Here is a 22,358-nt window from a genome sequence, read left to right on the forward strand (position 1 = left end):
ATGCGGGCCGGTTCACCGTGCGGTTCGAGAACCCCCGGTGACGGACCACCGGTGTCCGGTTCGAGAACCCCGGGTGACGGACCACCGGTCGCAGACCGTCACCGGGTTGCGGCGGGCGCTGTCCGGTGCGGGGTCAATCCTGCGATGCGAGCCAGACGACGCAACGAGCCGAGCAGGGCGACCCGGTCGTACGTACTGGTCGTGACGAGCACCTCGTCGGCTCCGGTCTCCTCAATGACCGATCCGAGCCCGGCGGCCACCTCGTCCTGCGTGCCGTACAGGTGGCCGCGCATCCCCTTCTCGTAGAGGACTCGTTCCTTCTCCGTCATGGTCCGCGCCTCGATCCGGTCGGCGGGGGCGAGCGGCGGGAAGGAGCCATGGGTCCTGGAATGGGCCATGGACCATGCTTCCGGGATCAGGATCCGACGGGCCTCCTCCCTGCTCCCGGCCACCGCGATCGTCCCCGCCACGACGACGTACGGCTCCGCGGCCCAGGTGGAGGGGCGGAATTCGCTGCGGTAGCGCTCGACCGCGCGCAGCAGCTTCTCCCGGCCCCGGAGGTCGCCGACCACCAGCGGCAGCCCGGCAGCGGCCGCGATGCCCGCGCCCTCGCCGGTGGCCAGCAGGAACGGCGGGATGCGCAGCCCCTCGGCGGGGAGGGCATGGACCTGCGGGTGGGAGCGCTGTGTGCCGTCCAGCCAGCCGAGCAGTTCGGTGAGCTGTCCGGGGAAGTCCTCGGCAGCCGTCCTGTCCCGTCCCAGCGCCTTGCGGATGCCGTCGGTGAAGCCCACCGAACGGCCCAGACCCATGTCGATCCGGCCGGGGAACAGGGACTCCAGCACACCGAACTGCTCGGCCACCAGCAGCGGTTGGTGGTTGGGCAGCATGACGCCGCCGGTGCCGACCCTGATGGTGGCGGTGGCGGCCGCGACTGCTGCGGCCAGCACGGTCGGCGCGGAACCGGCGACGCCCGGCACGCTGTGGTGCTCGGCCACCCAGAACCGGTGGTAGCCGAGCGCCTCGGCCTCCTGCGCGAGGCGTACCGAGTCGCGCAGTGCCTGCGGGCCGTCGTGCCCCGTACGGATGCGGGAGCGGTCGAGGACGGAGAACCGGGTGGATGCGATCGCTGAGCTCACATCGTTGTTCAACGTCCGGGGCGCGGCGGCATTCCCCCGGGTTCCCGCACGGGTGCGGGAACCCGGGGGCGCCGGGCTCTCCCGGCCTCACTTCATGGGGTAGATGTCCCCACTCGCCATGCCGCTGACCTGCTCGCTCTCCGATTCGATCCTGCGGGCCTTCTCCTTCAGGCGCCGGCGCTCCTCGGGGTCGGTGGCGCGCTCGGCCTCGTTGTTCAGGTCCTTCGCCTTGGCTCGCATCTGCTGCACGCGCTTGCGCAGCTCGTCCGACTCACTCATGATCACTCCTTGGATGTGCGGGCCCCGCCACGGAGCCGGGCGTCGTCCGTACGCTCCCGGGCCGTCGGGTCAGCCCCGGGACCGGTGCCATGGACATCTGGACGCGGCCGGGCGCGGCCGGTGGGCACGGGCCCCCAGGAAACCGAGGCCGATGCCGAGCATCCAGAAGTCCTTGGCGAGCGGGATGCCGTTCTGGGTGGGGCGAAGGCTCCCGGGCTCCCGCATCCCGGGAACCCGGAGGTACAGGCCGACCAGCCCGCCGGAGAACCCTGTCAGCGCCAGCCCGGCCAGCCGGGTCGGCACGAAGGGGGCGAGCAGCGTTCCGCCGACCGCGATCTCCGTCCACGCGAGCAGCCGGGTGAAGCGCTCCGGGTCGATCTTCTTCAGGAACGGATAGGCGACACAGGCCATGCCATGCACACCCTGGGCCGTCTCCGCGTCGGCCTTCAGTTTGCCCAGACCGGAGTTCAGGAAGAACGCACCGGTGGCGAGGCGAGGGGGGACATCGCGTGGTTCGAGAGTCGTCATGGGAGCCTCCGTCCCGTTCTGTGCCCCTCGTCGAGCTTAGCCAGTGGGAGCGGGTAGCGCTTCACAGGAGAAGGGGACCCGGCCCGGACACGGTTCTGGATTCAAGGATTCAGCCCCCTGCGGGCCCGGGAGCGGCCGGGGCCGCGTTGCCCGTGACCGCGACCTGCTGCCCCCGGCCCGTGGTCTGCGAGGCGGTGCTCAGGCAGCTTCCGGACGACGGGTCGGTGACCGTGGGAAGGCTGCCCGTATGGGCGACGCCGGCCTCGGTGCCGACCGGTCTGCCGTACGTCACCGTGATCCGCTGGCCGCAGCCCGCGGAGAGGTAGGGCTCGACGAATCCCTGATCGGCGTTCTTGAACCGGCCCGAGGCCGATGGCAGCCCGAAACTGCCGATGTGCGCCACCGCCGCCCCGGTCGCCGTCTCGACGACGTCTCCCGTCATCAGCTGCGTCGCCCCGGTCACGCCGGCCCGCTTGAGCACCAGGGAGTACATCGTCCCCGGTGTGTAGCGGAACCGGACGGCACAGCTCACTCCGGCCCCGCCGTCGGCTCCGTAGGTGCAGTGGTCGTCCGTCGTCGTGGCATCGGCGTTGAAGGAGCTGAAGACCGCCTGGAGCACGCGGTTGCCGTTCGCGTCCACGGGCTTCGGCTGGAATCCGGCGTAGGGGCGGGTGCCGCTCTCCAGGGTGGTGTAGTACGCGAAGTAGACGCCGGAGGCGTCCGGTGCGGAGTCCACGGACATCGGCAGTGTCAGTGTGGACACGGGTGTGGGCGCGTTCGTGGTCCAGCGGAGGACCGGTGTCGAGGCCCAGGACTGTCCCGCCGCGCCGACCGCGAGCAGTGCGGTGGCGGCGAGGACCGTGCCCGACCTCGTCAGGCGGCGCAGATGCCTGCGGGCGGGCGCGGCGGAGCGGGATATCAATGGCGTGTTCATGTCATCTCCTTGGCTGGTCCACTGGACTGACGACGCGCTCTCTCGTTGTGTACGGCGGTGCGGCCCCTTGCCGTGTCGGGCGTTGCGGTCCCTCGTTGTGCACGGCCGGAGCCTTCGGACCGGTGCCCCGCGGTCCACCGGGGCCGCAGGGCCGGCACCGGTCAGTCGGTGAGGCTGCTGGGGTCGACGGGCGGCTTCGGCAGCCCCAGTGCCGCGAGCGCGGCGACGCCCGCGGAGTCGATCGGGAGCGCCCACTTGTGGACGAAGAAGTCGGTGAGGTCGTATCCGGCGGTCCGGCCGGCGTAGCTCGCCAGGGCCAGGTACTGGCGGGCGTTGATGACGGGGTCGTGCGTGTAGTCGTCGACCGGGGCGTCGTGCTGGTGCTCGGCGCGTACGAGCCGGTGCAGTCTCGGCCAGAAGTCCTCGCCGAAGGCCAGCTCCAACTGCCGGAGCGGGACGAGCTTCTCGTACGCGCCGAAGCTCTGTTCATAGCCGATTCCATCGGCGCCGAGCTTGGGCAGCGCGGTCTGGAAGTGATTCAGCCCGGTCTTCGGGTCGACGGTCAGCAGGTTGGAGGCCCGACCGAGGGTGCGCTGCGCGGCCAGTGAGTAGATGTTGACGGTGACCTCGGTCAACTGGTCGGCCTGGTAGGCACCTTGCTGATGGAGGTGGCCGAGCTCGTGGTACAGACCCCAGCCACGCGTACTGAGTCCGTCCACCGTGCACAGCCGGTCCATGTAGGCGCGCGGGAAGCCGTTGTACCCGTGCCAGGCGTAGGCCCCCACCCCGCTGGGCACGACGCCGACCTCGTTGAAGTGGTAGCGGCCCGCCTTGGGACGGTTGAGCCGCCCCCTGCCGTCCAGACCGCTGATGCGCGTATGACTGTCGATGACGGTGTCGAACAGTCCCATCAGCTTCGCATGGTCCTCGTCCCGGTAGAGCAGTGCGCCTTCGCGAGTGAGGGTGAGAATCGCCCGACCGGTGATCAGCTCGACCCAGGGGATGTCGGTCTTCTCGTCGAGCTGCCGCTGGAAGGCGGCCTCATCGGTGCGGCCGAGTTCGAAGACCGCCATGCGCGGGGTGCCGGGGCCGAAGGTCACGGCGGCACGCTCACCCTCCCCCGCGAAGCTCAGATGGATCGGACCGCCGTGGACGTCCCCGACCGTGTTGCGGCCCGGGCGCAGCGGGACGGCACGCGGCTCCCGGAGCGCGGCGTCCGCGTTGTAGTAGTCGAAGGTGCCGATGTGCAACACCGGTACGCGGCCGTCGGCCGGACGGACCGTCACCGAGACGGACCTGCCCGCCGGGGCGTACCGGCCGGTGGGAATGAAGTCGCTGGACCGCAGGGCCCGGGCCAGTCGCATGCGTTCCTTCTCAGCGTCCGCAAACGCCTTGACCAGGAGCGTGTCCCCCGATCCGTTCCCGGCCCGCCGTCCGCCCCACTGCTCGGTCTGCCGGGCGGCGGCCGGGCCCGCGCCCAGCAGGGTCGCCGCGCCGGCCCCGGCGAGGGAGCCGAGAACGGTCCGGCGGCTCACGGCACGCGGGACGGAGCCCTCCGGCGTACCGGGGGCCGGGGTGGTGAACGGTGATCGGGCAGGACGCATCCGGGAACTCCCTTGAGGATCAATGGAATCGGAGGGTCGCGGGGGCTGCGCGTCAGCATGTAAGCGATTGCCATGAGGCGCAAGGGGCTCTCAAATGTTTCTGTCTTTTACTATGGCCAGGGCATGTGGCGGCGACAGTAACCGCTCACACCCGTCGGCATCGCGGGCGGAGTCGGCGAGTCGGGCGGTTCCGGCCCGACGGCCACGTTCCGGACATGGGACGGCAGCCCCGCCGCAGTGGCGATGTCGACTTCCGTTGATCGCGGAGCAACCTCGGACGCGCGACCGCCGTCTTGACCCATAGCAAGCTTGATCCACAGCAACGCGGTCGCCATGAGCGACCGTCACGAGCACAGCCACTCAGTCACGCCCGACAGCCCCGACCGACCCCCACGAGCACCCGGGTTAGCCGACCAGGCAACTATGCACCGTATGTATACACGGAGCGTATAGTCATGCCTCGTTCCGATCCGGTCATGCACGAAAGGCCCCCATGCACAGCAAGGCACTGGCGCCCGAGTACCAAGGCGCCCTCACCAAGATGTCGGTGAACTCCTCTCTCGCAGACGTACTGGCGGAAGGGGTACGCCACTTGAGGGAGGCCGAACTCTCCGGTTCACAACAGGAGGTGGCCCGGTGCGGGCTCGCCGTCGCCGAGGCGCACCGCCGGCTCGGCAACGTGACGGAAGCCGATCGGGCCTGGAAGGCCAGCTACCGGTCCGCCCGCTCGGCCGGCGACCTCGGGGCGATGGCCTGGGCGCTCTGGAGCGGCGGGACTCTGGCCCGGCAGCGTGGTGAACTCAGGCTGGCCTTCCGGCTGTTGGGGCTCGCCGCCGACATGGGCAAGCGCGGCGGGGACATAGTCGCCCGCGGCTACTCCCTCGCGGGCCTCGCGGAGACCGGCCGGATCCAGGGCGACTACCGCACCGTCGCGGCCCTGCACGAGCAGCTGCTCGCCGAGGCACGTGCGCGCGGCGAGGCGCGTCACACCGTGTGGGCGCTGGAAGGGATCGCGCAGATCCACCGCAACACGGGCTCCCTCGACACCGCCCTGGCCATGTTCGAGGAGGCGGCCGAGCTGGCCGGCAACGCTGACGACCGGCGCGGCCGGGCGTGGGCCCTGCGCGGCATGGCCGACATCATCTCGCTGCGGAACGACCCGGAGCGTGCCCTGGCGCTGCTCGCGGAGGCCGAACTCACCTGCCGGGAAATGAAGTTGTCCAGCTCCCTCGCCTACAACCACAAGATGCGCGCCAACGTCCTCTTCCGAGCCGAGCGGTACGAGGAGGCGCGCGGGATGTACGAGGAGGCGCTCGCGGAGTTCCGTGCCATGACCGAGCCCCGGGGTGAGGCGCTGGCCCGGCTCGGGCTCGTCAAGTCACTGGCCCGGCTCGGCCGCGACCGCGACGACACCGCGGCGGACCTGCACGAGCTGCGCCGCACACTCAGCCGGATCGGTCTGCTCAACGCCCGGGACATGGTGGACAAGGCGTACGCCGAGCTGGGTGTGACGCCGGTCGACGGCGGCACGGACGGGGAGAGCTGACGACGATGACGCCACTGCCCGCAACCCGGCAGGCCGCGCCGCCGGAGGTGCTCGCCCGCTGCCGCGACCAGGTGCGCCCGGCGCTCGCGCAGGCCGTGCGGCAGCTGCATCCGTGGCATGCGGAGATGGCCGCCTTCTCCCTCGGGTGGGCCACGACGGACGGCACTCCCGCCCCGGGCTCGCAGGGCAAGGGGATCCGCCAGGCGCTCACCCTGCTCAGCGCCGAGGCCGCCGGTGCGCCGGCGCGGGACGCGGTCGTCGGTGCGGTCGCCGTGGAGCTGATCCATGTCTTCTCACTCCTCCACGACGACATCATGGACGGCGACGAGACCCGCCGGCAGCGCGCCACCGTGTGGAAGGCGTACGGGACCGGCCCGGCGATCCTCGCGGGCGACGCGCTCTTCGCGCTGGCCGTGCGGACCCTGGCCGAAGCGCCCGGAAGGCACAGTGCGGCGGCGGTCCGGGAGCTCGCCGGGACGCTGACCGACCTGGTGCGCGGCCAGGCCGACGACCTGCTCTTCGAGTCCAGGCCGTGGAGCGGGCCCGAAGCGGTCCAGCCGCACGAGTACCGGTGGATGGCCGAGAACAAGACGGGTGCGCTGCTGGGCTGCGCGGCCGGCCTGGGCGCCGTGCTCGCGGGTGCCCCGGCCGCGACCGTGGAGGCGCTCGCCCGGGCGGGCCGGCATCTCGGGGTGGCGTTCCAGGCGGTGGACGATCTCCTGGGGACGTGGGGAGACCCCGAGGTCACGGGCAAGCCCGTGCACAGTGATCTTCGCCGGCTGAAGAAGACGTATCCCGTCCTCTCGGCGCTGGCCACGGACGGTCCCGCCGCCCGTCGGCTCGCCCTGCTGCTCGGCACCGGAAGCCCGCTCGACGACGCGGATGCCCGGCGGGCGGCCGAACTCGTCGAGGAGGCGGGCGGACGCGCCGCCACCCTGGCCGAGGCCCACCGGCAGGCGGACATCGCCCGCCGCAGCCTGGAGACCGTACCGCTCGCGCCGGCCGCGCTGGGGGAGATCCTGGCGCTCTTCCCGTACCTCATCGACCGCACCGGCTGACCCGGACCGGCCACCTCCCGCCCCGCCTCTCCCCCGCGCAGGTCAGCCGGTGAGCGTGGCGACGAGTGCCCGAGCGACGGCCGACGGCCGACGGGTCCTGGGTCGGAGCACTCCGGTGCGGTGAAACGTGCGAGGGACGGAGAGCCGGATCCCGGCGGTGCCCGGCGGGACTGCAACGGCGGTGCCCGGCGAGACTGCAACGGCCGTGCCCGGCAGGGCTGGGACGGCGGTGCCCGGCAGGGCTGGGACGAGGGAGGGGCAGGGCCGCTCCGCCGTCGATCAGGCCCGGGTCCGCGGCGCCGGTGATCGCCGCCTGCGCCACCGCCGCCCGTCCGAGCACCTGGACGCCCACCGCGAGCCCCGCCGTGTCGGTGGGCAGGCGGGCCGGGTCACCGGCGACGCGGGAGGTGAGGGCGGCGGGGCTGTGGGAAGCACGCCACGGCCGTGGCAGCCGCCTGTCTGCGGACCTGTACGGTCCCCGGTTCGTACGCCACCGGCCCCCCGTGCCGGTTTCGGACACCCGTCCGGCCTCCGGCCGTACCGACCCGCCGCGGCATCACGGCCTCCGGCCCGGGGGCGCGGAGGCGCGGGGCCGTTCGGTGCAAAGCCGTGTCGCTGGGGCCGTGTCGCTGGGGGCGCTCACTGCGCGTCGTGGAAGACGAGGCCGAGGGTGCGGCGCCGGCCCGAGCGGACGGTACTGACCCCGTGGCGCATGGGCGCCGTCGACCAGCCACGCTTGGAGGCGACCGGCCGATCACGGGTGGTGAAGACCAGTCCGTGACCCTGGAGAAGGGTGGCGGCCGATCCGCGGGACTGCGCACGGGGCCGCTGTTCGGTCATGAGGAACTCGCCACCGGTGTAGTCGGCGCCGGGCACGTCGAGGCCGATGACGACCTGGAGCGGGAAGAGCATGTCGCCGAATACGTCGCGGTGCAGGGCGTTCCAGTCTCCGGCACCGTAACGCAGCAGGATCTGGGCGGACTTGGACTGCCCCGCCGCGTGGCACATGCCGATCCATTCGGCCAGCTCGTCGGGCCACGGCGCGGATGTGCCCAGCTTCGCGGACCAGTCACGGGCGATGGGCAGCAGGCGGGGATAGAAGGCCTCCCGCAACTCCCGTACCACCGCGGGCAGATCGTGGGTGAAGTAGCGGTACTGGCCGGAGCCGAACCGGTGGCGGGCCATGTCGACGGTGGTGCGGAAGCGTTCGGTCTCGTCGTACAGAGCGGCGATCTCACGGCACCGGGCGGGGCTGAGCAGCGGCCCGGTCGGTGCGCTGCCATATGCGGCGATCTCGTCGGTGAGTGCGGACCAGTCGGTGGCATCGACCTGATCGCGCACGGATCCGGCCGGATGTGTCATATCGATCATGGGCCTGATTCCTGATTCGGGGCTCTTGATTCCTGGCTCCGGGTTGCTGGCCCCGGGTTCTCGATTCCGGGTGCTCGATTCCGGGTTCATGGGTCCGCAGGGTCCGGTGCCGTGGCGAACGGGTGACCGGTGGCCCCCCGAGGTCGATACTGGCTCGCCCGGGGCATCGGATCCGGCGCTATTCGGACATCACGCTGCGCGATCGGGCCGCTCGCGCCGGGCCCGCCGGACGTGGGACGGTGGAAGGACACCGTGCGCTGCGCCGCGGGAGGTGCCGGATGCCTGCACAGCCGCTCGACGACACGATGCTGAAGGAGCTGGTCGCCGATGCCACCGCCGCCCCGTCCATGCACAATGCCCAGCCCTGGCGGTTCCGGTACGGGCGGGCCGGTCGGACGCTCACGCTCCGGGCGGAGTTCGACCGCGAGATGCCGGAGGCGGACCCCTCCACGCGTGGCCTGCACGTGGGGTGTGGCGCGGCGCTGCTGAATCTGCGGGTGTCGGCGTCGTACCGGGGCCTGGACGCGCTGACAACGCTGCTTCCGGTTCCCATCGATCCGGCTGTCATGGCGACCGTCCGGCTGGCGGAGCGCCGCGGCGTTCCCGCGCAGCCGCCGGACGCGGCCCTCGTCGCTCTGCATCCCGCGATCCGGGACCGCCACACGAGCCGCTTTCCGTTCGGCGACCGGGAGATCCCCGACGACGTCCGTGCGCGCCTCGTCGACGCGGCCCTCGCCGAGGACGCCGACCTGTCGTTTCTGCCGCCGGAGCACCTGGAGCGGGTGCTCGTACTGATCCGGGACGCCGAGGGGTTCGACCTGAGCGATCCGGCGAGGGACGCGGAGCAGCGCTACTGGACCCGGGACACCAAGGTGGAGGCGGCGGTCGACGGTGTCCCCGACTACGCCTTCGGCCCCACCGACGCGTCGGGCAGGGCGATCAACCGGGATTTCGCCGGTACGGACGTCATTCCGGGCCGGGCGCACGCCCTTTTCGAGGACCGGCCGCAGCTCGCCCTGCTCCGTACCGTGCGCGACCGCCCGGTGAACTGGCTGTGTGCCGGACAGGCCCTGGAGCGCGTCCTGCTCACCGCCGTACAGCACGGGCTCGTCTCCTCCTTCGCGACGCAGCCCCTGGAATGGCCGGAGCTCAGGCACCTGCTGCGCGACCCGGTTCTCGGCACGGGGCATCCGCAGATGATCGTGCGTCTCGGATACGGGCCCGCGGGGCCGTGCACGCCTCGTCGACCCGTGTCCGAGGTACTGAAGATTCGGCCCTGAGCCCGCACGCACGGCCCCGATCGATCAGCGAACTCTCCGAACTCGGCTGCTGTCGGTCGAAGTTGTGTGCCCTGTCGGTCTCCGGCGGTCCGGAGCCGGCCGCGGCCGACGTCCGCCACCGTGGCCCGGCGCGACGTCCGCCACCACACCGGTCTCCCCCGTGGTCGCATCACCGCCGCACGTCCTCCCGCGAGTCCGGAGCCATGCCCCGAGACCAGTAGCCGCCTGTGACCACCGGCCCCTGCCTGGCAGAGCCCACGCACCCCGAAGCTCCCCCTCCTGCCGCTACTAATTCGTATTAGCACCTTGACTTCCTCCATCGGCGGGTTCGAAGCTGAGCGCCACCCACAGTGAGCACGCATGAGTGAGGACGCCATGAGTGAGATCACCCGCAGAGGGTTCGGCCGCATGGCCGGGCTGGCAGTACTGGCCGCAGGAATCACCACCGGGGCGGGAGGCGTGGGCACGGCCGTCGCCGCCACCGCCCCGGAACCGTTCGAGTTGCGCCACCTCAGTACGTTCGACCAGCGGCGCTACTTCACATACCCCACGCACAACGGATTCGTGGATGCCGACCGCATCGTGCTCGGGCAGCGGGAGACCGGGGCCACGAGTCTGTGGGAGGTGAATGTGCGGTCCGGCAAGGAGCGGTTCCTGGCACGGTTCGCCACCCCGGCGGGCGACCGGAATCCGTTCGTCTGGTGGAACATCCACTCCGGGCGCCTCGTCACCTGCGCCGAGAACGCGGTCTGGCTGATCGATCTGGCCGCCCCCGCGCCCGTGAAGCTCTACTCGCCGCCGCCGGGCCGGGATCTCAGTGTCGTGGTCAATCTGCATCCGGCGGGCGACCGGGTGCTGTGCAGCCACTACCCGGCACCGATCACCGCCGGTCCCACCACGGCGGTCGAGATCGAGCTCACGAGCGGCCGGGTGCGAGAGGTCTTCACCGGGAGCGTGTTCGCCACCCATTTCCAGTACAGCGCCCACGATCCCGAATGGATCGGCTATTCGCTCGGTGGCAACATCCTCGCCTGGGCGCTGCATCCGGTGCACGCGCCGCACGGCAGGATGATCTGGGACCAGGCCGCCTCGGGCGTACCGGTCGGGACGCACAACGTATGGAATTCCCGTGCCGACACCGGCTGCCTCGCCGTGGCCATCGGCGGCAGCGCCGCAGGACTGTGGATGGTTCACCCGGACGACCGGCCGGACCGGCTGCTGGCGCCGGGCCCCTCGAACACGAACGGCGCGTACAACCACTGCGCCATCTCCGCCGACGGCCGCTGGGCGGTCGCCGACACCAACGGTCGCAACGGTTCGGCTCGCGGGCAGGTGGGCGCGGTGGCCCTGGTGGACCTGACCGGGGTACACCCGCCGCGCACACTCGGCCTGGTGGGCTGGGGTTCCGCCCATCCCGGCCATCCCCATCCGGCCTTCTCGCCCGACGGCCGCCTGGTCGCCTACACCGACACGGAGGCCGCCACCGACCGTACCCGCGTGGTGCTCTGCGACTCGCGCGGCAGTTGGACGCCGCGCCCCCTGGACCAGGTGGCGGAGGCGGAAGAACTCGCGTTCTCCACGTCGGGCGGGCGCGCCGAGGTCTTCACCGACCCCCAGTGCGGCGCCGGCCACGGCGTGTTGTTCACACCGGCCGCAGCCGGTTCCGCGCTGACCTTCACATTCCAGTCGCCGGAAGCCGGGCTGCGAACCCTGCGGCTGCGGGTGAAGCGGCACGACTCCCGGGGCATCTACCGGCTGTCGCTGAACGACGCGACGGTCGGAGCACCCCTCGATCTCTACAGCCCGGTGATGGCCTACGCCGAGCCGGAGTTCAGCCAGGTGTCCGTACGGGCAGGAACCAACACGCTCCGGCTGACCCACGTCGGGCAGCACGCCGACAGCACCGGAAACCCCGGGACATGCGCCATCGACCGCATCGGCCTGCGGCGCGCCGGCTAGCGGCTCTCGCGGGGGGCGCCACGCCGTTCGGCCCCTGCCGGGGCCGCGCCGGGCGGCGGGGCGGAGTGGGGCGAGGCGTCCCCGGATGCCTCGCCCTCATTCCGTCACAGGCCGGCGTCGCGGTGGGTGGTGCGGCCGTCGACCACGGTGAGCACGACGGGAAGGCCGGCCAGGTCGGTGGCGGGTGTGGCGAGCGGGTTCTCCGCGAACACGGTGAGGTCCGCGCGGTGGCCGATGGCCAGCCGCCCCGACTCGTGTTCCGCTCCTGCCGCGCGGGCCGGATTGAGGGTCATGCCCTGGAGCGCTTCGAGGGCGGTGAGGGCCTGACCGGGGTTGTGCGGGGGCTGGGTGAGGTCGCGGCCGGGGCGGCGGTGGCGGGCACCCGCCATCACCGCGAGCGGTGGGTAGGGGGCGACGGGCCAGTCGGATCCGAGTACGACGGTGGCTCCCGAGTCCCACAGGTCGCGGCAGCGCCAGGCGTGCGCGGCGCGCTCCTCGCCGAGCCGCCGGGACCAGTTGTCGGTGTGGTCGGCGCGGGTGAAGTCGCAGCAGTGGGTGGGCTGCATGGACGCGATGACGCCGAGCTCCGCGAACCGGCGCAGGGTGTCGTCCGGGACGGTCTCGATGTGTTCGACCCGGTGCCGTACGCCTCGGTACTCCTCACTCGTGGCCGCCTCCACCGCGTCGAGGACATGGCGCACCGCGGCATCGCCGATGGCGTGGGTGGCGGTGGGCACGCCGGCCCGGTGGAGTTCGCCGATGATCCTGGTGAAGGCCGCGGGGTCTGGCCAGAAGGCGTGCGTGGACTCGCCGTGGCAGTCGGGCCGCTCCAGCCAGGCGGTGCCGTTGTCGATGGTGCCGTCCATGAACAGCTTGACGCCCGCCACCTCCCACAGCCGGCCGCCCGTGCCCTGCTGGGCGATGAGGCCGGCCACGGTCCGTCCGTCGGCTCCGGGCTGGAGCCAGGGCGCGACCCGCAGGCGCAGCGGAAGTTCACCCGCCTCGTCGAGCTCGGCGTAGAGCGACAGGCTCTCCCCGTTGGCGTCCATGGCGTGCCCGCCGGTGAGCCCGGAGGCGGCCACTTCGCGCAGCGCCGAGGCGAGGCGGGCGCGGCGCTCGGCGGGGGCGACCGGCGGGGCGGCCCGCTCGACCAGCTCGCAGGCGGCGTCCTCCAGCAGCAGACCGGTGGGGCGGCCCGCCTCGTCGCACACGATCTCGGCGTACTGCTCGAATCGGCGGGGCCCGTCGACACCGGCGAGTTCCAGCGCGCGGGGGCCGGCGATCATGGAGTGTGCGTCGAAGAGCAGCAGAAGGGCCGGGATGCCGTCCAGGACCGGTCCGATGGTGGCGGACGCGACGGGCCGGTCGCCGAAGACGTTCGGGTCCAGGCCCCAGCCGCGCAGCCACGCTCCGGGGGCCAGCGTTCTGGTCTCCCGCGCCAGGGCCTGACGTACCTCGTCGAGGGTGGCGCATCCGGACAGGTCCAGGCCGTGGGTGAGCTCGGCGCCCATGAGGGGGTGGATGTGGCCGTCGACGAGGCCGGGCGTCACGACCGCGCCCTTGAGGTCGATCACCGTGGTCGCCGGTCCCGCGAGGGCGCGGATCCGCCGGTCGTCGTCGAGTGCGGAGATCCGTCCGCCGGACACGGCCAGGGCGGTCTGCGGCAGCGGTTCGCCGGTGACGACGTCGAGGAGACGGGCGGAGAGAAGGACGAGGCCGGGATGCACTGGCGGACTCCTTGAGGGGGGTCAGTGGGTGGCGGGAAGAGCTGCGGTCCGGGGTGCCGGACGGGCCTTGCGGGCCTGGTGGGCCTGGTGGGCCCGACGGACCTGGTGGGCCTGGTGGGCCTGGTGGGCCTGGTGGGCCTGACCGGTCTGTCCGGGCGGTACAAGGGTGTCCAGCCCGGCACCGAGAACCTGGCCGAACGCCTCCGCCACCGGTTCGTCCACCGCGGGGTAGTAGTGACTCACCAGTCCCGGACGTACGCCGGGGCGCTCGCCGATCCGGCGCAGTGAGATGCCCTCCAGCCCCTCGGTCAGGGCGACCAAGGCGGCCGCGTCGACCATTTCCGCACGTCGGTCGGCCGGCGACTTCCGAATTCGTCGCCGATGAACTCCTGGCGTCATGAATCCAATGCTATTGAGTGCTCGACCAATAGACAAATACGTGGGTACTCCGACCACGCGGAGGCGCGGGAGACTTTCACGGCCCCCGGCCTCGCGGCGGACACTCCGGTCCGGACGGCGGCAGCCACCGCGTCCACACCTTCGGGATGCACCGCCGGAGCGGCCCGCTCACCCGGCGTCCGCGCCGACCGGCCGGATCCGGCCCGGCGGCCGGCCGGGCGGACGCGATACGCTCGATCTGTAGGCAGGCGTTCCGACCACGGAGGCTGCCATGAAGGAGAACATCGAGTACCCGACTCCGTCGCAGGCCGAGGGCGAGAGGCTGGACGAGGACAGGGATCCGGCCGAGGAGCGGCACCCCGCCACCATGCGCACTCAGCCGTCCCAGGCGGAGGGCGAGCGCCGCGCGGAGGACGAGGAGACCTGACGCGGGCGACGGCCTCCCGGAATCGGCCGCACCGGCGCACAGCTTCGGGCACCGGCTCGCACGTCGGTCAGCCGGCCGGGCGGCCGCCGGTCCGGCCTTCGGCGGGCAGGCGCGGCACCTGTCCCGCCAGGGCGAGATCGACCAGCTGCCGCACCGTGTCGTCGTGCACGGGAGCGGGCCGGAAGGACCGCCGGTAGACGAAGAACCCGTTCCAGAGGTCGAGCAGCGCGTCGGCGTCGATGTCCGCGGGGAGGTCGCCGCGGGCGATTCCGCGCTGCATGACGGCCCGGACCTGGTCCCGGCGCCGCAGCACGACATCGAGGAAGGACCGGAGGACGCCCGATTCGTCGACTGCCGCCTCGGTCAGGCACAACCGCGTGAAGGTGTCCCGGGCGCGGGTGAATTCGTCGATGTGGTCGAAGACGACGAGCAGTTCGGCGCGGGTGTCACCGAGGTCGGGAACGGCGCGTACGTCGGCACGGGCGACGAGCACTTCGGCAGTCACCGCCGCCTTGTGCGGCCACCACCGGTAGAGGGTCTTCTTCGACACTTTCGCGCGGACCGCGACCTCGTCCATGGTCATGCCTAGATACCCGACCTCGGCAAGCAGCTCGTCGGCCGCGCCGATGACCCGGTCCCGGACGTCCTCGCTACGGGGCCGGCCGACCGGTCGCTGAGTGATCTTAGCCATGACATCCCATTTCGGGGCATGCGGCGCCGCACGTCAATGGGAAACGGATGGTTTCCCCGAGGCTGCGCCAACACCGCCACCCTCTGGCTATTTTCCGGACGGGCGAGTAGACATGAGAGCGATTAAGGAAACGGATAGTTTCTATTTTCGCACGCCTACTTCAGTGGAGGGGATCCCCATGCCCGCAGCCGACTCATCGCTCCGCGACCGCGTCTCCGCCCGCCTCGACACGTACAAGGACCGGCTTCTGGAGCTCAGCCACGCCCTGCACGGCGATCCGGAGATCTCGTTCACCGAGACCCGGGCCGCCGAACGGCTCGCGGTACTGCTGGAGGACGCCGGCTTCGCCGTGAATCGCGCGGTGTGCGACCTGCCGACCGCGCTGACCGCCGAGTACGGCAGTGGCGACCTGACGATCGGGGTGTGTGCGGAGTACGACGCGCTGCCCGAGATCGGCCATGCCTGCGGACACAACATCATCTGCGCTGCCGGTGCGGGCGCGGCGATCGCGCTCGCCTCGGTCGCCGACGAACTCGGCTTCCGGGTGAAGCTGCTCGGCACCCCGGCCGAGGAGGAAGGAGGCGGCAAGGTGCTGATGCTCGAACGCGGCGCCTTCGACGACGTGACGGTGGCGATGATGGTCCACCCCTTCCCCGTGGACATCACGGACCCACGCGGCTCCAGCAACGCGGTCGGTCGCTTCGAGGTCACCTTCACCGGCCGGGCCTCGCACGCCGCGGCGGCCCCCGAGGGCGGGCTCAACGCCGCCGACGCGGCAGTCGTCGCCCAGGTCGCGGTGGGCCAGCTCCGCCAGCAGCTGCGGGACGGGTACCGGGTGTCCGGGATCGTCCGTCTCGGCGGGGAACGCACGAACATCATCCCCGAGCGGTCGGTGCTCGAATACGAGGTGCGCACCCCCACCGGCGGGGAGCTCACCGATCTGCGGGAGCGGGTGCTGAACTGCTTCCGCGGCGCCGCGCTCGCCACCGGAACGACCGTGTCCGTACGGCAGATCCAGCCCGACTACCTCGATCTGCGCCATGACCCTGCGCTGATGGCCTCCTACGCCCGCAATCTGCGCGCGACCGGGCGGGAGGTGCCCGAGCCCGGTCCGGTACCGCAGGGCACGGGCGGCTCCACGGACATGGGCAACGTCACCCACGCCCTGCCCGCCATCCACCCCGGCCTCGGGGTGCTGGGCGCCGGTGGCATGCCGCACACCCGGCAGTTCGCCGAAGAGACCGCGAGCCCGGCCGCCGACGACGCGGTGCTCGACGGAGCACTCGCGATGGCATGGACCGGCCTGGACCTGGCCTCCGATACCGAGTGGCGGGCCCGCTGCGTCACCGCTCGGCACGGCTGACGCACGGTGACCGACGGGCGCCGTCGCTCTCCATGAACGGCTCGGCTTCGTCGTCACCGCGCCGTGGGACGGGCGGGACGGACCGGTGCGCATACAGAGCAGTGTGTCCCCGCCGGCCGAGAACCGGGACAGGAACGAGACCGGCGGGACTCCCCCTTTCCCCCAGGGCCTGCGGCACAATCACGGGCTGTGGCCACGCACCCTGATCCAGCCGTTCTCCATCCCGACGTCGCGGCACGCGGCAGCCTCGCCGCGGCGCTGGAAGCCGTCGCGGAGGAGCTCGGCATCGCCGTCTCCATGACGTCCTCGGGCTCGTTGTCCCATGCCGCCGCCGAGAGCAGACTGCCGTACCGCAAGGCGCTGCTCGTCAGTTCGTGGGCGGTCGAGCGGCGGTGGTCGATCCGCGGCGAGGAGACGTTCGCGGGCAGCGCGCTCGTCGAAGGGGATACCGACGACCTGGCGCAGGTCGCCATGGCCGTACACGCCTGGCAGGACGGCGCGGCATTGGGCGACATTCGACATGCGGCACCGTTCGTCCGCCTGCCCGGCCGCTTCGAGGTGCCCGACCACGATCCCCTGCGCCTGACCGAGTCCGAGTGGCAGTTCATGCGCACGGAGGCGGAAGAACACGGCCGGCCCACGTACCGGGCGCTCGTCGAGGCGGCGTACGCCGAGCCGGCACTGCGGCGCCTCTATCCGTTCACCAGTCACTGGACGCTGCGCTTCTCGACCACCACCCGCCCGTCCCTGACACTCATCGGGCCGTGCCTGCTCGCGGCTGACGCCGACCGGGGCTACAGGGTGAGCACAGGTTTCACAGGAACGGGCCTGCTGGCCGAGGCCGCCACGGCACAGGAGGCGGTGGCGGTCGCGGTACATCATCTGCCCGATCATCCAGGCCCTGTCACGCTCGGAGTGATCCGCGACGTCGGGCATCGCGGTGACTTCGGAGCATGAACCCCGGGCCATGAACTCCGGAGCATGAACCCCGGGGCATGAACCCCGGGGGCTGAATTCCGTGGCCGGCAACGCTCACCGCTGTGCGGGGCCGACATCGCCTTCGAGGACGGTCTGGGTGATCCGGGGCCGGTCCCACAGGGCCAGGAGTTCGTTGGCGATGCCCACGATGGGCAGGGGGTCCTGGATGCCGTGCGCCGTGATGGCCGCGGCCGACAGGCTGCGCGGGACGGCTCCCGCATCGAGGAGGATCCGCCATTCCTCCGGGCCCAGCTCCAGGAACTCCAGTGTGGTGAGCCCTGCGATCTCCAGGGGATCGGCGAGTGTGCCGGGGTAGGCGGCCAGGGTCCGCAGGCGTGGCAGTCCGGTGACCGGGGCGAGGCTGAGCGGCTCGTCCTCCCACACCCCGATGGACAGGACCTCCAGACCGGGATGCACAGCGGCCTCGATGCTCGGCAGACTCCGGATGTTGACATGGGCCACGGCCGACGGCCCGTCTCCGCCCGAGCCGTCACCCCGCTCGCCGGACCGGCGCATCACCAGGTCGGTGAGCGAGTCGGCGACCAGGCAGGCGCCGATGTTCTCCTCGTGGCCGAGGATGATGATCTGCCCCGTGTGCCCGCGCGGTCCGGGCGTCAGGTCGACCGCCAGCCGGTCGCCGCCGCCGTTGTCCCCGAAGACGATCCAGCCGGGTGAGCCGACCAGTCCCTGCACCGCGGCGTCGGGCGGGGTGACGACCGCTTCCATCGCCGCGAACTTCCAGAGGCAATGGCGTGACGACGCCTCCGCGATATACAGGTCGTCCAGGGCGAAGAGCTCACAGCCGACCGCCCGGCATTCGCGTTCCGCCGCCGTGTGGTCGCCGACCCGGTCCTCCCACCGCGACCGCGTCACCCGGTAGAGCGCCTTGAGTTCCTCGGGCAGGGCGACGCCGAGGCGGGTTTCCGCAGCGGCGATCTCCGCCTCCGTGGCACCAATGGCGTCCGGCAGCCGCTCGTGGAGCGTCCGCCCGAGCAGCGCCGGGTCCGCCGAGGGGGCCGGCACCGCGCCGGGGACCGGATCGGGAAGACGGAGCCAGGGCCGGGGAACGGCGCCCTCGACCAGGACGAGCGACCCCGGGTGCGGGTCGCCCAGGCCGGGCTCCACGGCGGGGCTCGACCCGAACAGGCGGAGCCGGGTCTTTCCCGTCGGTGACATCTCCGCCGTGAACGGGACGTCGTCGACGCCTGCGTCCACGAGTGCACTGCGCACCCGCTCCACCGCCCGCATCTCCTCCTGCATGTCCTCGGCCAGGGCGGCCCGATCGGACCGGGGCAGCCGGCGTTGCCGGGGCAGGCTCCAGCTCCCCCGGCCGATGCGCCCCGCAACGCGCATGGCGGAGGCCGCCTGCTCCGCCTCTGCGCCGCCCCGCAGCAATCGCAGTACGGGCTTCCAGGTCGCGAAGTCGTGCAGCGACGACGGACAGGATCTCTGATCAACCATGCGCAGACCCTATGCGCCGCCACTGACACCGGAGTTCGCCACGCCCCCTGCCCCGCTGCCGGACGCGACGTTGTCCCGGCGCCGGGAAACACACTCCCCCGGACCGATGTCGACGCCTGCCGCACGAGGTGACTCGGCCGGGGCCCGCGCCCCGGACGGCCGGGCGGCCGCCGAAGAACACCGCGCCGAGTCCCGACAGAATCCCACCGCAGGAATCAGCCAGTACGAACAGTTCAGGCCACAGTCATCCGTGATACCCCACCGGGCCATCCCGAGCAGCGACACTCCCCCTGTCCCATTCGCACGGGGGCGCACAGACAAGGAAGTTCCGATGGATCGCAGATCGTTCATGGCCACCACAGGCACCGCATCCCTGGTGGGCGGTGCTCTCGCCGCCGGGGCCGGGATCGCGGCACCGGCCGCCGAGGCCGCGCCGCACCGGCCCGGCAAGGGCCGGACGGTCCGGTTCAACATCATCAGTGACATCCAGGGCGACCTGACCGACTTCGGCAAGGCCCTCGACGACCTGCACCGCATCAACCCCGACAGCGCGGGCCTCGGCATAGCCGGCGACATCACCCCGCGCGGCTACGACTTCGAGTACGCGGCGGTCCGCCAGACCCTTCAGCGGCACCCGCACCCCCGGAACGTCGCCTGGGCCATCGGCAACCACGAGTTCTACGTACCGAAGTACAGCGACCCCAACACGCTCGCCGAGGCGACCTGGCCCAACGGCACCACGGAGGACTCGCTCTTCCGAAGCTTCTACAACTTCGCGGGCCGCAACAAGGTCTACTCGGAGACCTCGTTCGGCGGGGTTCCCGTGCTCAGTCTCGGGACCGAGCGCTACTCGCACTACCACGACGCGAAGCTGTGGGACGAGGTGTGGATCAGCGACGAGCAGTTCGCCTGGCTGGAGGACCGTCTCGCGTACTGGGCCCGCCGTCGCAGGCCCGTCATGGTGATGACCCACCACCCGCTGCCCAACACCGTGTCGGGCACCCACAACAAGCTCTACCTCAACGACTACCTCCAGCCCGACCGGCTCCTGTCGGTCCTCGGTCGCCACAAGGACGTGTTCCTCTTCTCGGGGCACACCCACTGGGACCTGAACCTGTCCGACTGGGTGGTGCGCCGGGTCGTCCCCGGCACCGGCAACCTCGAAGGGTTCACCGTCGTCAACACCTCGGCCGTCCAGGTGGGCTGGATGGACGACGGCAAGGGCGGCGAGGTCTCCCTCGGCGACGCCTTCAACCAGGGGCTCCAGATCGAGGTCGGACCCCACTCCGTCGTCATCAAGGCCCGTGACTTCACGACGGGGACCTGGCTCAAGCAGCTGACCGTCCCGCTGCACACCAGCGCCTGACGGGTGGCTTTTCGCGCCGGTCACACCCCGGCGATCCGGCCGCCTGTCCCCGGTCCGAAAAACCATGCCCCGCCGCGTACGGGAAGTGCCTCTCCTCACGCGGCCGCGTCGGCCGCCGGGCCGTGCAGCCGGGCACGCCGCGCCGGAGAGGGCCTGCTCTGCCATGATGGCAACCGGTCACCGCACCGCACCACGCCACACCGGCCGCTCCTGGGGGTTCCACCGTGGACAGATTCGTCCTGGGCGACACGGACTTCGCCGTCGACCGATCGGAGTCGTCGGTCCGGACGGCACCGGACGGCACCGGACGGCACGGTGTCGATCGAGGTGTGGGGCACCACCGAGGCCCTCGACGCCCAGCCCGGCACCGGCCGGTACGCGTGGGCGATCCATCCGCCGCGCCTCTACCTCACGGAGGTTCCCCTCGCCCGGTCCGGCGCTGTGGCGACCGTGCGGCTCGACGACAGCATGGCCGACCGCTACGACATCGGTCTCTACCTCCACGAGCACGGTGACGTCATCGGCGAGCTGATCCTCGATCCGGCGCGCTTTCTGCGCATCAGCGGCTCGGCACAGGTCAACGGGCGGACCGAACCGATCGATGTCGAGGTGCGGCTCCCCCTGCCACCCGGGTAGGGGGAGCCTTCCGCGGCCCGCCGCCCTACCCCCGCGGCACCGGGGTGGCTGCGGAGCCCACAGCGGCGAGCCAGGCATCGGCGATGATCCGGTGGCCGACGGGACTCGGGTGGACGCCGTCCCGGGCCAGCTCCGCTGCCTCGTACCGCTCCCGGGCATCCCGCATCGCGAGGTCCGCGCGGACCAGCCGGGCCCCGTTGGCCTTCGCGGCACGGAGCACGGCCTCCGTACGGGGTGTCAGGTCCTCGAACCAGCCCTCCTGTTCGGTGGTGACCGGGAGCAGGAACGGGGTGATGACGACCAGCCGGGCCGACAGCTCCCGCGTGGTGCCGGCGAGCAGGCCGTCGAGGCAGGCCTCGAACTCGTCGATGGGGCTGGCGAGCCCGCTGTCGTAACGCCGCCACGTGTCGTTGATACCGATCTTCACCGTGACCGTGGTGGGCCGGTGGGCGATGACGTCGGTGCTCCAGCGGGCTTCCAGGTCGTACACACGGTTGCCGCTGATGCCCCTGTTGACGACGGCAGGACCGGGTCCGCCGTTCGTCCGCTCGTGCAGGGTGCGTGCGATCTCGTTCACGTACCCGCTGCCGAGCGATGCGGAGTCCGTACGGTCGCGGCCCGCGTCGGTGATGGAGTCACCGACGAACAGGAGTGTGTCCGTCTCCTTGAAGTACATGTCTTCTCCGTGCGTGCCTTCGGTGTGCATGTCTGCCGTCCTGACGGTGGGGTGGTCGGTGCTGGGTCAGAAGCTGCTGGTCGAGTGTGCCCCGTACCCCGGGGTGCCCGGCCGAAGCGCGCCCCGGGACAGCGCTCCTTCGCGGTGGGCCGCCACCCGCCGCAGTGTCGCGGCCTCGCGCGCCAGTACGGCGGGGTCGTCGCCGGGCACGAACTCCAGCAGCGCCTCCATCGGGACGTGGCGGGCGTTCAGCAAATCGAATACTCCGGCCCACAGTTCGTCGCGATCGGCCAGCGGCAGTCGATGGTTTCCCGGCCACCACGAAAAGACATGCACCGCACTGACCCGGTCGACGAGCCGGGAGAGCCCCGCCAGTGCCTCCTCGTCGGAAGCGTCGAGCGGTGGCTGCCAGTAGGTGCGCAGATTGTCCGCGCCGACCTCGTCCAGCAGCCGGAGCGTCGATGCGACGGTGTCGGTGAGGGTCTTCGAGTGGAACTCCAGCGCGAGTTCCAGCCCGTGGTCCGCGGCGATCCGGGCCGCCTCCCGCAGTCCTGCCACCGTTTCTCCGCGTTCGCGCGGTGTGGCGGCCGCCGACCCGGTTCCGCCCGCCCAGACCCGTATCCGGGGCGCCCCCAGCAGGACCGCGGCGCGGGCGATCCAGGGGAACGCGGCCCGCTCGTCCTGCGTGGCGCGGAAGTAGGAGCCGTACGAGCAGCAGATCAGCCCGTACCTGTCGCAGGCCTCGCGGGCCTCGCGGAGCGCGTCGGGGTCCGTCGGAGGGGCGTGTACGTCAGCTCCCCACTCGATCGCCTCCAGGCCCGCGTCCGCGGCCCGGCGTGCTGCCTCGGCCGCCGGCAGCTGCCGGAAGGTGACCGAGCACAGTCCCGGGGTGGTCACGGTGGTGCCCGGGTCACGGTCCCGGTTTTCCCTGCCTGTCAC

At 71.7% G+C, this 22,358-nt stretch carries 21 protein-coding genes; 9 read left to right on the plus strand and 12 right to left on the minus strand.

Features of this window, described 5'->3' with window-relative positions; all coding sequences use genetic code 11:
- Nucleotides 1–98 precede the first annotated feature (98 nt).
- The 5 genes from AADR41_RS16170 to AADR41_RS16190 form a co-directional block, all read right to left on the minus strand.
- Nucleotides 99–1,136: an MsnO8 family LLM class oxidoreductase gene (locus AADR41_RS16170; protein ID WP_342282091.1), complete on the minus strand. Its 1,038-nt coding sequence runs from the start codon at nucleotides 1,134–1,136 to the stop codon at nucleotides 99–101.
- An 87-nt stretch (nucleotides 1,137–1,223) separates the two neighbouring features.
- Nucleotides 1,224–1,415, minus strand: coding sequence for a DUF6381 family protein (locus AADR41_RS16175; protein WP_342282092.1), 192 nt, complete (start codon nucleotides 1,413–1,415; stop codon nucleotides 1,224–1,226).
- Nucleotides 1,416–1,484: 69 nt separating this feature from the next.
- Nucleotides 1,485–1,943, minus strand: coding sequence for a hypothetical protein (locus AADR41_RS16180; RefSeq protein WP_342282093.1), 459 nt, complete (start codon nucleotides 1,941–1,943; stop codon nucleotides 1,485–1,487).
- 109 nt (nucleotides 1,944–2,052) lie between these two features.
- Nucleotides 2,053–2,877, minus strand: a complete 825-nt coding sequence (locus AADR41_RS16185; protein WP_342282094.1) for a hypothetical protein — start codon at nucleotides 2,875–2,877, stop codon at nucleotides 2,053–2,055.
- Nucleotides 2,878–3,038: 161 nt separating this feature from the next.
- Nucleotides 3,039–4,481 carry a M60 family metallopeptidase gene (locus AADR41_RS16190; RefSeq protein ID WP_342282095.1) on the minus strand — a complete coding sequence of 481 codons (1,443 nt, stop codon included), beginning with the start codon at nucleotides 4,479–4,481 and terminating at the stop codon, nucleotides 3,039–3,041.
- A 493-nt stretch (nucleotides 4,482–4,974) separates the two neighbouring features.
- On the opposite strand from AADR41_RS16190, the gene AADR41_RS16195 reads away from it, so the two are divergent.
- The gene (locus AADR41_RS16195) at nucleotides 4,975–6,027 is read left to right on the plus strand and encodes a tetratricopeptide repeat protein (RefSeq protein WP_342282096.1); all 1,053 of its coding nucleotides are present in this window, start codon (nucleotides 4,975–4,977) and stop codon (nucleotides 6,025–6,027) included.
- 5 nt (nucleotides 6,028–6,032) lie between these two features.
- Nucleotides 6,033–7,085 (plus strand): polyprenyl synthetase family protein, encoded by a 1,053-nt coding sequence (locus tag AADR41_RS16200; protein ID WP_342282097.1) that lies wholly within the window; start codon nucleotides 6,033–6,035, stop codon nucleotides 7,083–7,085.
- A 639-nt stretch (nucleotides 7,086–7,724) separates the two neighbouring features.
- On the opposite strand, the gene AADR41_RS16205 is transcribed toward AADR41_RS16200, so the two are convergent.
- Nucleotides 7,725–8,456, minus strand: coding sequence for a 2OG-Fe(II) oxygenase (locus AADR41_RS16205; RefSeq protein WP_342282098.1), 732 nt, complete (start codon nucleotides 8,454–8,456; stop codon nucleotides 7,725–7,727).
- 278 nt (nucleotides 8,457–8,734) lie between these two features.
- Between AADR41_RS16205 and AADR41_RS16210 the strand changes: the two genes are divergently transcribed.
- Both AADR41_RS16210 and AADR41_RS16215 read left to right on the plus strand, forming a co-directional pair.
- A complete protein-coding gene (locus AADR41_RS16210; protein WP_342282099.1) occupies nucleotides 8,735–9,736 on the plus strand; it encodes an Acg family FMN-binding oxidoreductase in 1,002 nt (333 codons plus the stop codon).
- A gap of 360 nt (nucleotides 9,737–10,096) precedes the next feature.
- The gene (locus AADR41_RS16215; RefSeq protein ID WP_342282100.1) at nucleotides 10,097–11,695 is read left to right on the plus strand and encodes a hypothetical protein; all 1,599 of its coding nucleotides are present in this window, start codon (nucleotides 10,097–10,099) and stop codon (nucleotides 11,693–11,695) included.
- A gap of 104 nt (nucleotides 11,696–11,799) precedes the next feature.
- Here AADR41_RS16215 and AADR41_RS16220 read toward each other — a convergent pair whose 3' ends face one another.
- Both AADR41_RS16220 and AADR41_RS16225 read right to left on the minus strand, forming a co-directional pair.
- Nucleotides 11,800–13,422 (minus strand): amidohydrolase, encoded by a 1,623-nt coding sequence (locus AADR41_RS16220; RefSeq protein ID WP_342282101.1) that lies wholly within the window; start codon nucleotides 13,420–13,422, stop codon nucleotides 11,800–11,802.
- A gap of 21 nt (nucleotides 13,423–13,443) precedes the next feature.
- A complete protein-coding gene (locus tag AADR41_RS16225) occupies nucleotides 13,444–13,821 on the minus strand; it encodes a hypothetical protein (RefSeq protein WP_342282102.1) in 378 nt (125 codons plus the stop codon).
- Nucleotides 13,822–14,092: 271 nt separating this feature from the next.
- Between AADR41_RS16225 and AADR41_RS16230 the strand changes: the two genes are divergently transcribed.
- Nucleotides 14,093–14,248, plus strand: a complete 156-nt coding sequence (locus AADR41_RS16230) for a hypothetical protein (RefSeq protein ID WP_266727286.1) — start codon at nucleotides 14,093–14,095, stop codon at nucleotides 14,246–14,248.
- A gap of 67 nt (nucleotides 14,249–14,315) precedes the next feature.
- Here AADR41_RS16230 and AADR41_RS16235 read toward each other — a convergent pair whose 3' ends face one another.
- Nucleotides 14,316–14,939 (minus strand): TetR/AcrR family transcriptional regulator, encoded by a 624-nt coding sequence (locus AADR41_RS16235; RefSeq protein WP_342282103.1) that lies wholly within the window; start codon nucleotides 14,937–14,939, stop codon nucleotides 14,316–14,318.
- 178 nt (nucleotides 14,940–15,117) lie between these two features.
- On the opposite strand from AADR41_RS16235, the gene AADR41_RS16240 reads away from it, so the two are divergent.
- Nucleotides 15,118–16,302 carry a M20 family metallopeptidase gene (locus AADR41_RS16240; protein ID WP_342282104.1) on the plus strand — a complete coding sequence of 395 codons (1,185 nt, stop codon included), beginning with the start codon at nucleotides 15,118–15,120 and terminating at the stop codon, nucleotides 16,300–16,302.
- 189 nt (nucleotides 16,303–16,491) lie between these two features.
- Nucleotides 16,492–17,259: a DUF6193 family natural product biosynthesis protein gene (locus AADR41_RS16245; RefSeq protein ID WP_342282105.1), complete on the plus strand. Its 768-nt coding sequence runs from the start codon at nucleotides 16,492–16,494 to the stop codon at nucleotides 17,257–17,259.
- Between the two features lie 75 nt (nucleotides 17,260–17,334).
- On the opposite strand, the gene AADR41_RS16250 is transcribed toward AADR41_RS16245, so the two are convergent.
- Nucleotides 17,335–18,741: an SMI1/KNR4 family protein gene (locus tag AADR41_RS16250; protein ID WP_342282106.1), complete on the minus strand. Its 1,407-nt coding sequence runs from the start codon at nucleotides 18,739–18,741 to the stop codon at nucleotides 17,335–17,337.
- Between the two features lie 331 nt (nucleotides 18,742–19,072).
- On the opposite strand from AADR41_RS16250, the gene AADR41_RS16255 reads away from it, so the two are divergent.
- Both AADR41_RS16255 and AADR41_RS16260 read left to right on the plus strand, forming a co-directional pair.
- On the plus strand, nucleotides 19,073–20,107 hold the full coding sequence (locus tag AADR41_RS16255; protein ID WP_342282107.1) for a metallophosphoesterase family protein: 1,035 nt from the start codon (nucleotides 19,073–19,075) through the stop codon (nucleotides 20,105–20,107).
- Between the two features lie 315 nt (nucleotides 20,108–20,422).
- Nucleotides 20,423–20,743 carry a hypothetical protein gene (locus tag AADR41_RS16260; protein WP_342282108.1) on the plus strand — a complete coding sequence of 107 codons (321 nt, stop codon included), beginning with the start codon at nucleotides 20,423–20,425 and terminating at the stop codon, nucleotides 20,741–20,743.
- A gap of 25 nt (nucleotides 20,744–20,768) precedes the next feature.
- Here AADR41_RS16260 and AADR41_RS16265 read toward each other — a convergent pair whose 3' ends face one another.
- Nucleotides 20,769–21,449, minus strand: coding sequence for an SGNH/GDSL hydrolase family protein (locus tag AADR41_RS16265; protein WP_342282109.1), 681 nt, complete (start codon nucleotides 21,447–21,449; stop codon nucleotides 20,769–20,771).
- A 36-nt stretch (nucleotides 21,450–21,485) separates the two neighbouring features.
- Nucleotides 21,486–22,358: a sugar phosphate isomerase/epimerase family protein gene (locus tag AADR41_RS16270; RefSeq protein WP_342282110.1), complete on the minus strand. Its 873-nt coding sequence runs from the start codon at nucleotides 22,356–22,358 to the stop codon at nucleotides 21,486–21,488.

Source organism: Streptomyces sp. CLV115 (assembly GCF_038448545.1).
GTDB lineage: Bacteria > Actinomycetota > Actinomycetes > Streptomycetales > Streptomycetaceae > Streptomyces > Streptomyces sanglieri.

Bases quoted from the DNA above. Each gene is read 5' to 3' on its own strand.
- AADR41_RS16180 (WP_342282093.1), bottom strand. From the start codon at position 1,943: ATGACGACTCTCGAACCACGCGATGTCCCCCCTCGCCTCGCCACCGGT.
- AADR41_RS16215 (WP_342282100.1), top strand. From the start codon at position 10,097: ATGAGTGAGGACGCCATGAGTGAGATCACCCGCAGAGGGTTCGGCCGC.
- AADR41_RS16200 (WP_342282097.1), top strand. From the start codon at position 6,033: ATGACGCCACTGCCCGCAACCCGGCAGGCCGCGCCGCCGGAGGTGCTC.
- AADR41_RS16190 (WP_342282095.1), bottom strand. From the start codon at position 4,481: ATGCGTCCTGCCCGATCACCGTTCACCACCCCGGCCCCCGGTACGCCG.
- AADR41_RS16205 (WP_342282098.1), bottom strand. From the start codon at position 8,456: ATGATCGATATGACACATCCGGCCGGATCCGTGCGCGATCAGGTCGAT.
- AADR41_RS16210 (WP_342282099.1), top strand. From the start codon at position 8,735: ATGCCTGCACAGCCGCTCGACGACACGATGCTGAAGGAGCTGGTCGCC.
- AADR41_RS16175 (WP_342282092.1), bottom strand. From the start codon at position 1,415: ATGAGTGAGTCGGACGAGCTGCGCAAGCGCGTGCAGCAGATGCGAGCC.
- AADR41_RS16230 (WP_266727286.1), top strand. From the start codon at position 14,093: ATGAAGGAGAACATCGAGTACCCGACTCCGTCGCAGGCCGAGGGCGAG.
- AADR41_RS16240 (WP_342282104.1), top strand. From the start codon at position 15,118: ATGCCCGCAGCCGACTCATCGCTCCGCGACCGCGTCTCCGCCCGCCTC.
- AADR41_RS16185 (WP_342282094.1), bottom strand. From the start codon at position 2,877: ATGAACACGCCATTGATATCCCGCTCCGCCGCGCCCGCCCGCAGGCAT.
- AADR41_RS16235 (WP_342282103.1), bottom strand. From the start codon at position 14,939: ATGGCTAAGATCACTCAGCGACCGGTCGGCCGGCCCCGTAGCGAGGAC.
- AADR41_RS16195 (WP_342282096.1), top strand. From the start codon at position 4,975: ATGCACAGCAAGGCACTGGCGCCCGAGTACCAAGGCGCCCTCACCAAG.
- AADR41_RS16225 (WP_342282102.1), bottom strand. From the start codon at position 13,821: ATGACGCCAGGAGTTCATCGGCGACGAATTCGGAAGTCGCCGGCCGAC.
- AADR41_RS16265 (WP_342282109.1), bottom strand. From the start codon at position 21,449: ATGCACACCGAAGGCACGCACGGAGAAGACATGTACTTCAAGGAGACG.
- AADR41_RS16255 (WP_342282107.1), top strand. From the start codon at position 19,073: ATGGATCGCAGATCGTTCATGGCCACCACAGGCACCGCATCCCTGGTG.
- AADR41_RS16250 (WP_342282106.1), bottom strand. From the start codon at position 18,741: ATGGTTGATCAGAGATCCTGTCCGTCGTCGCTGCACGACTTCGCGACC.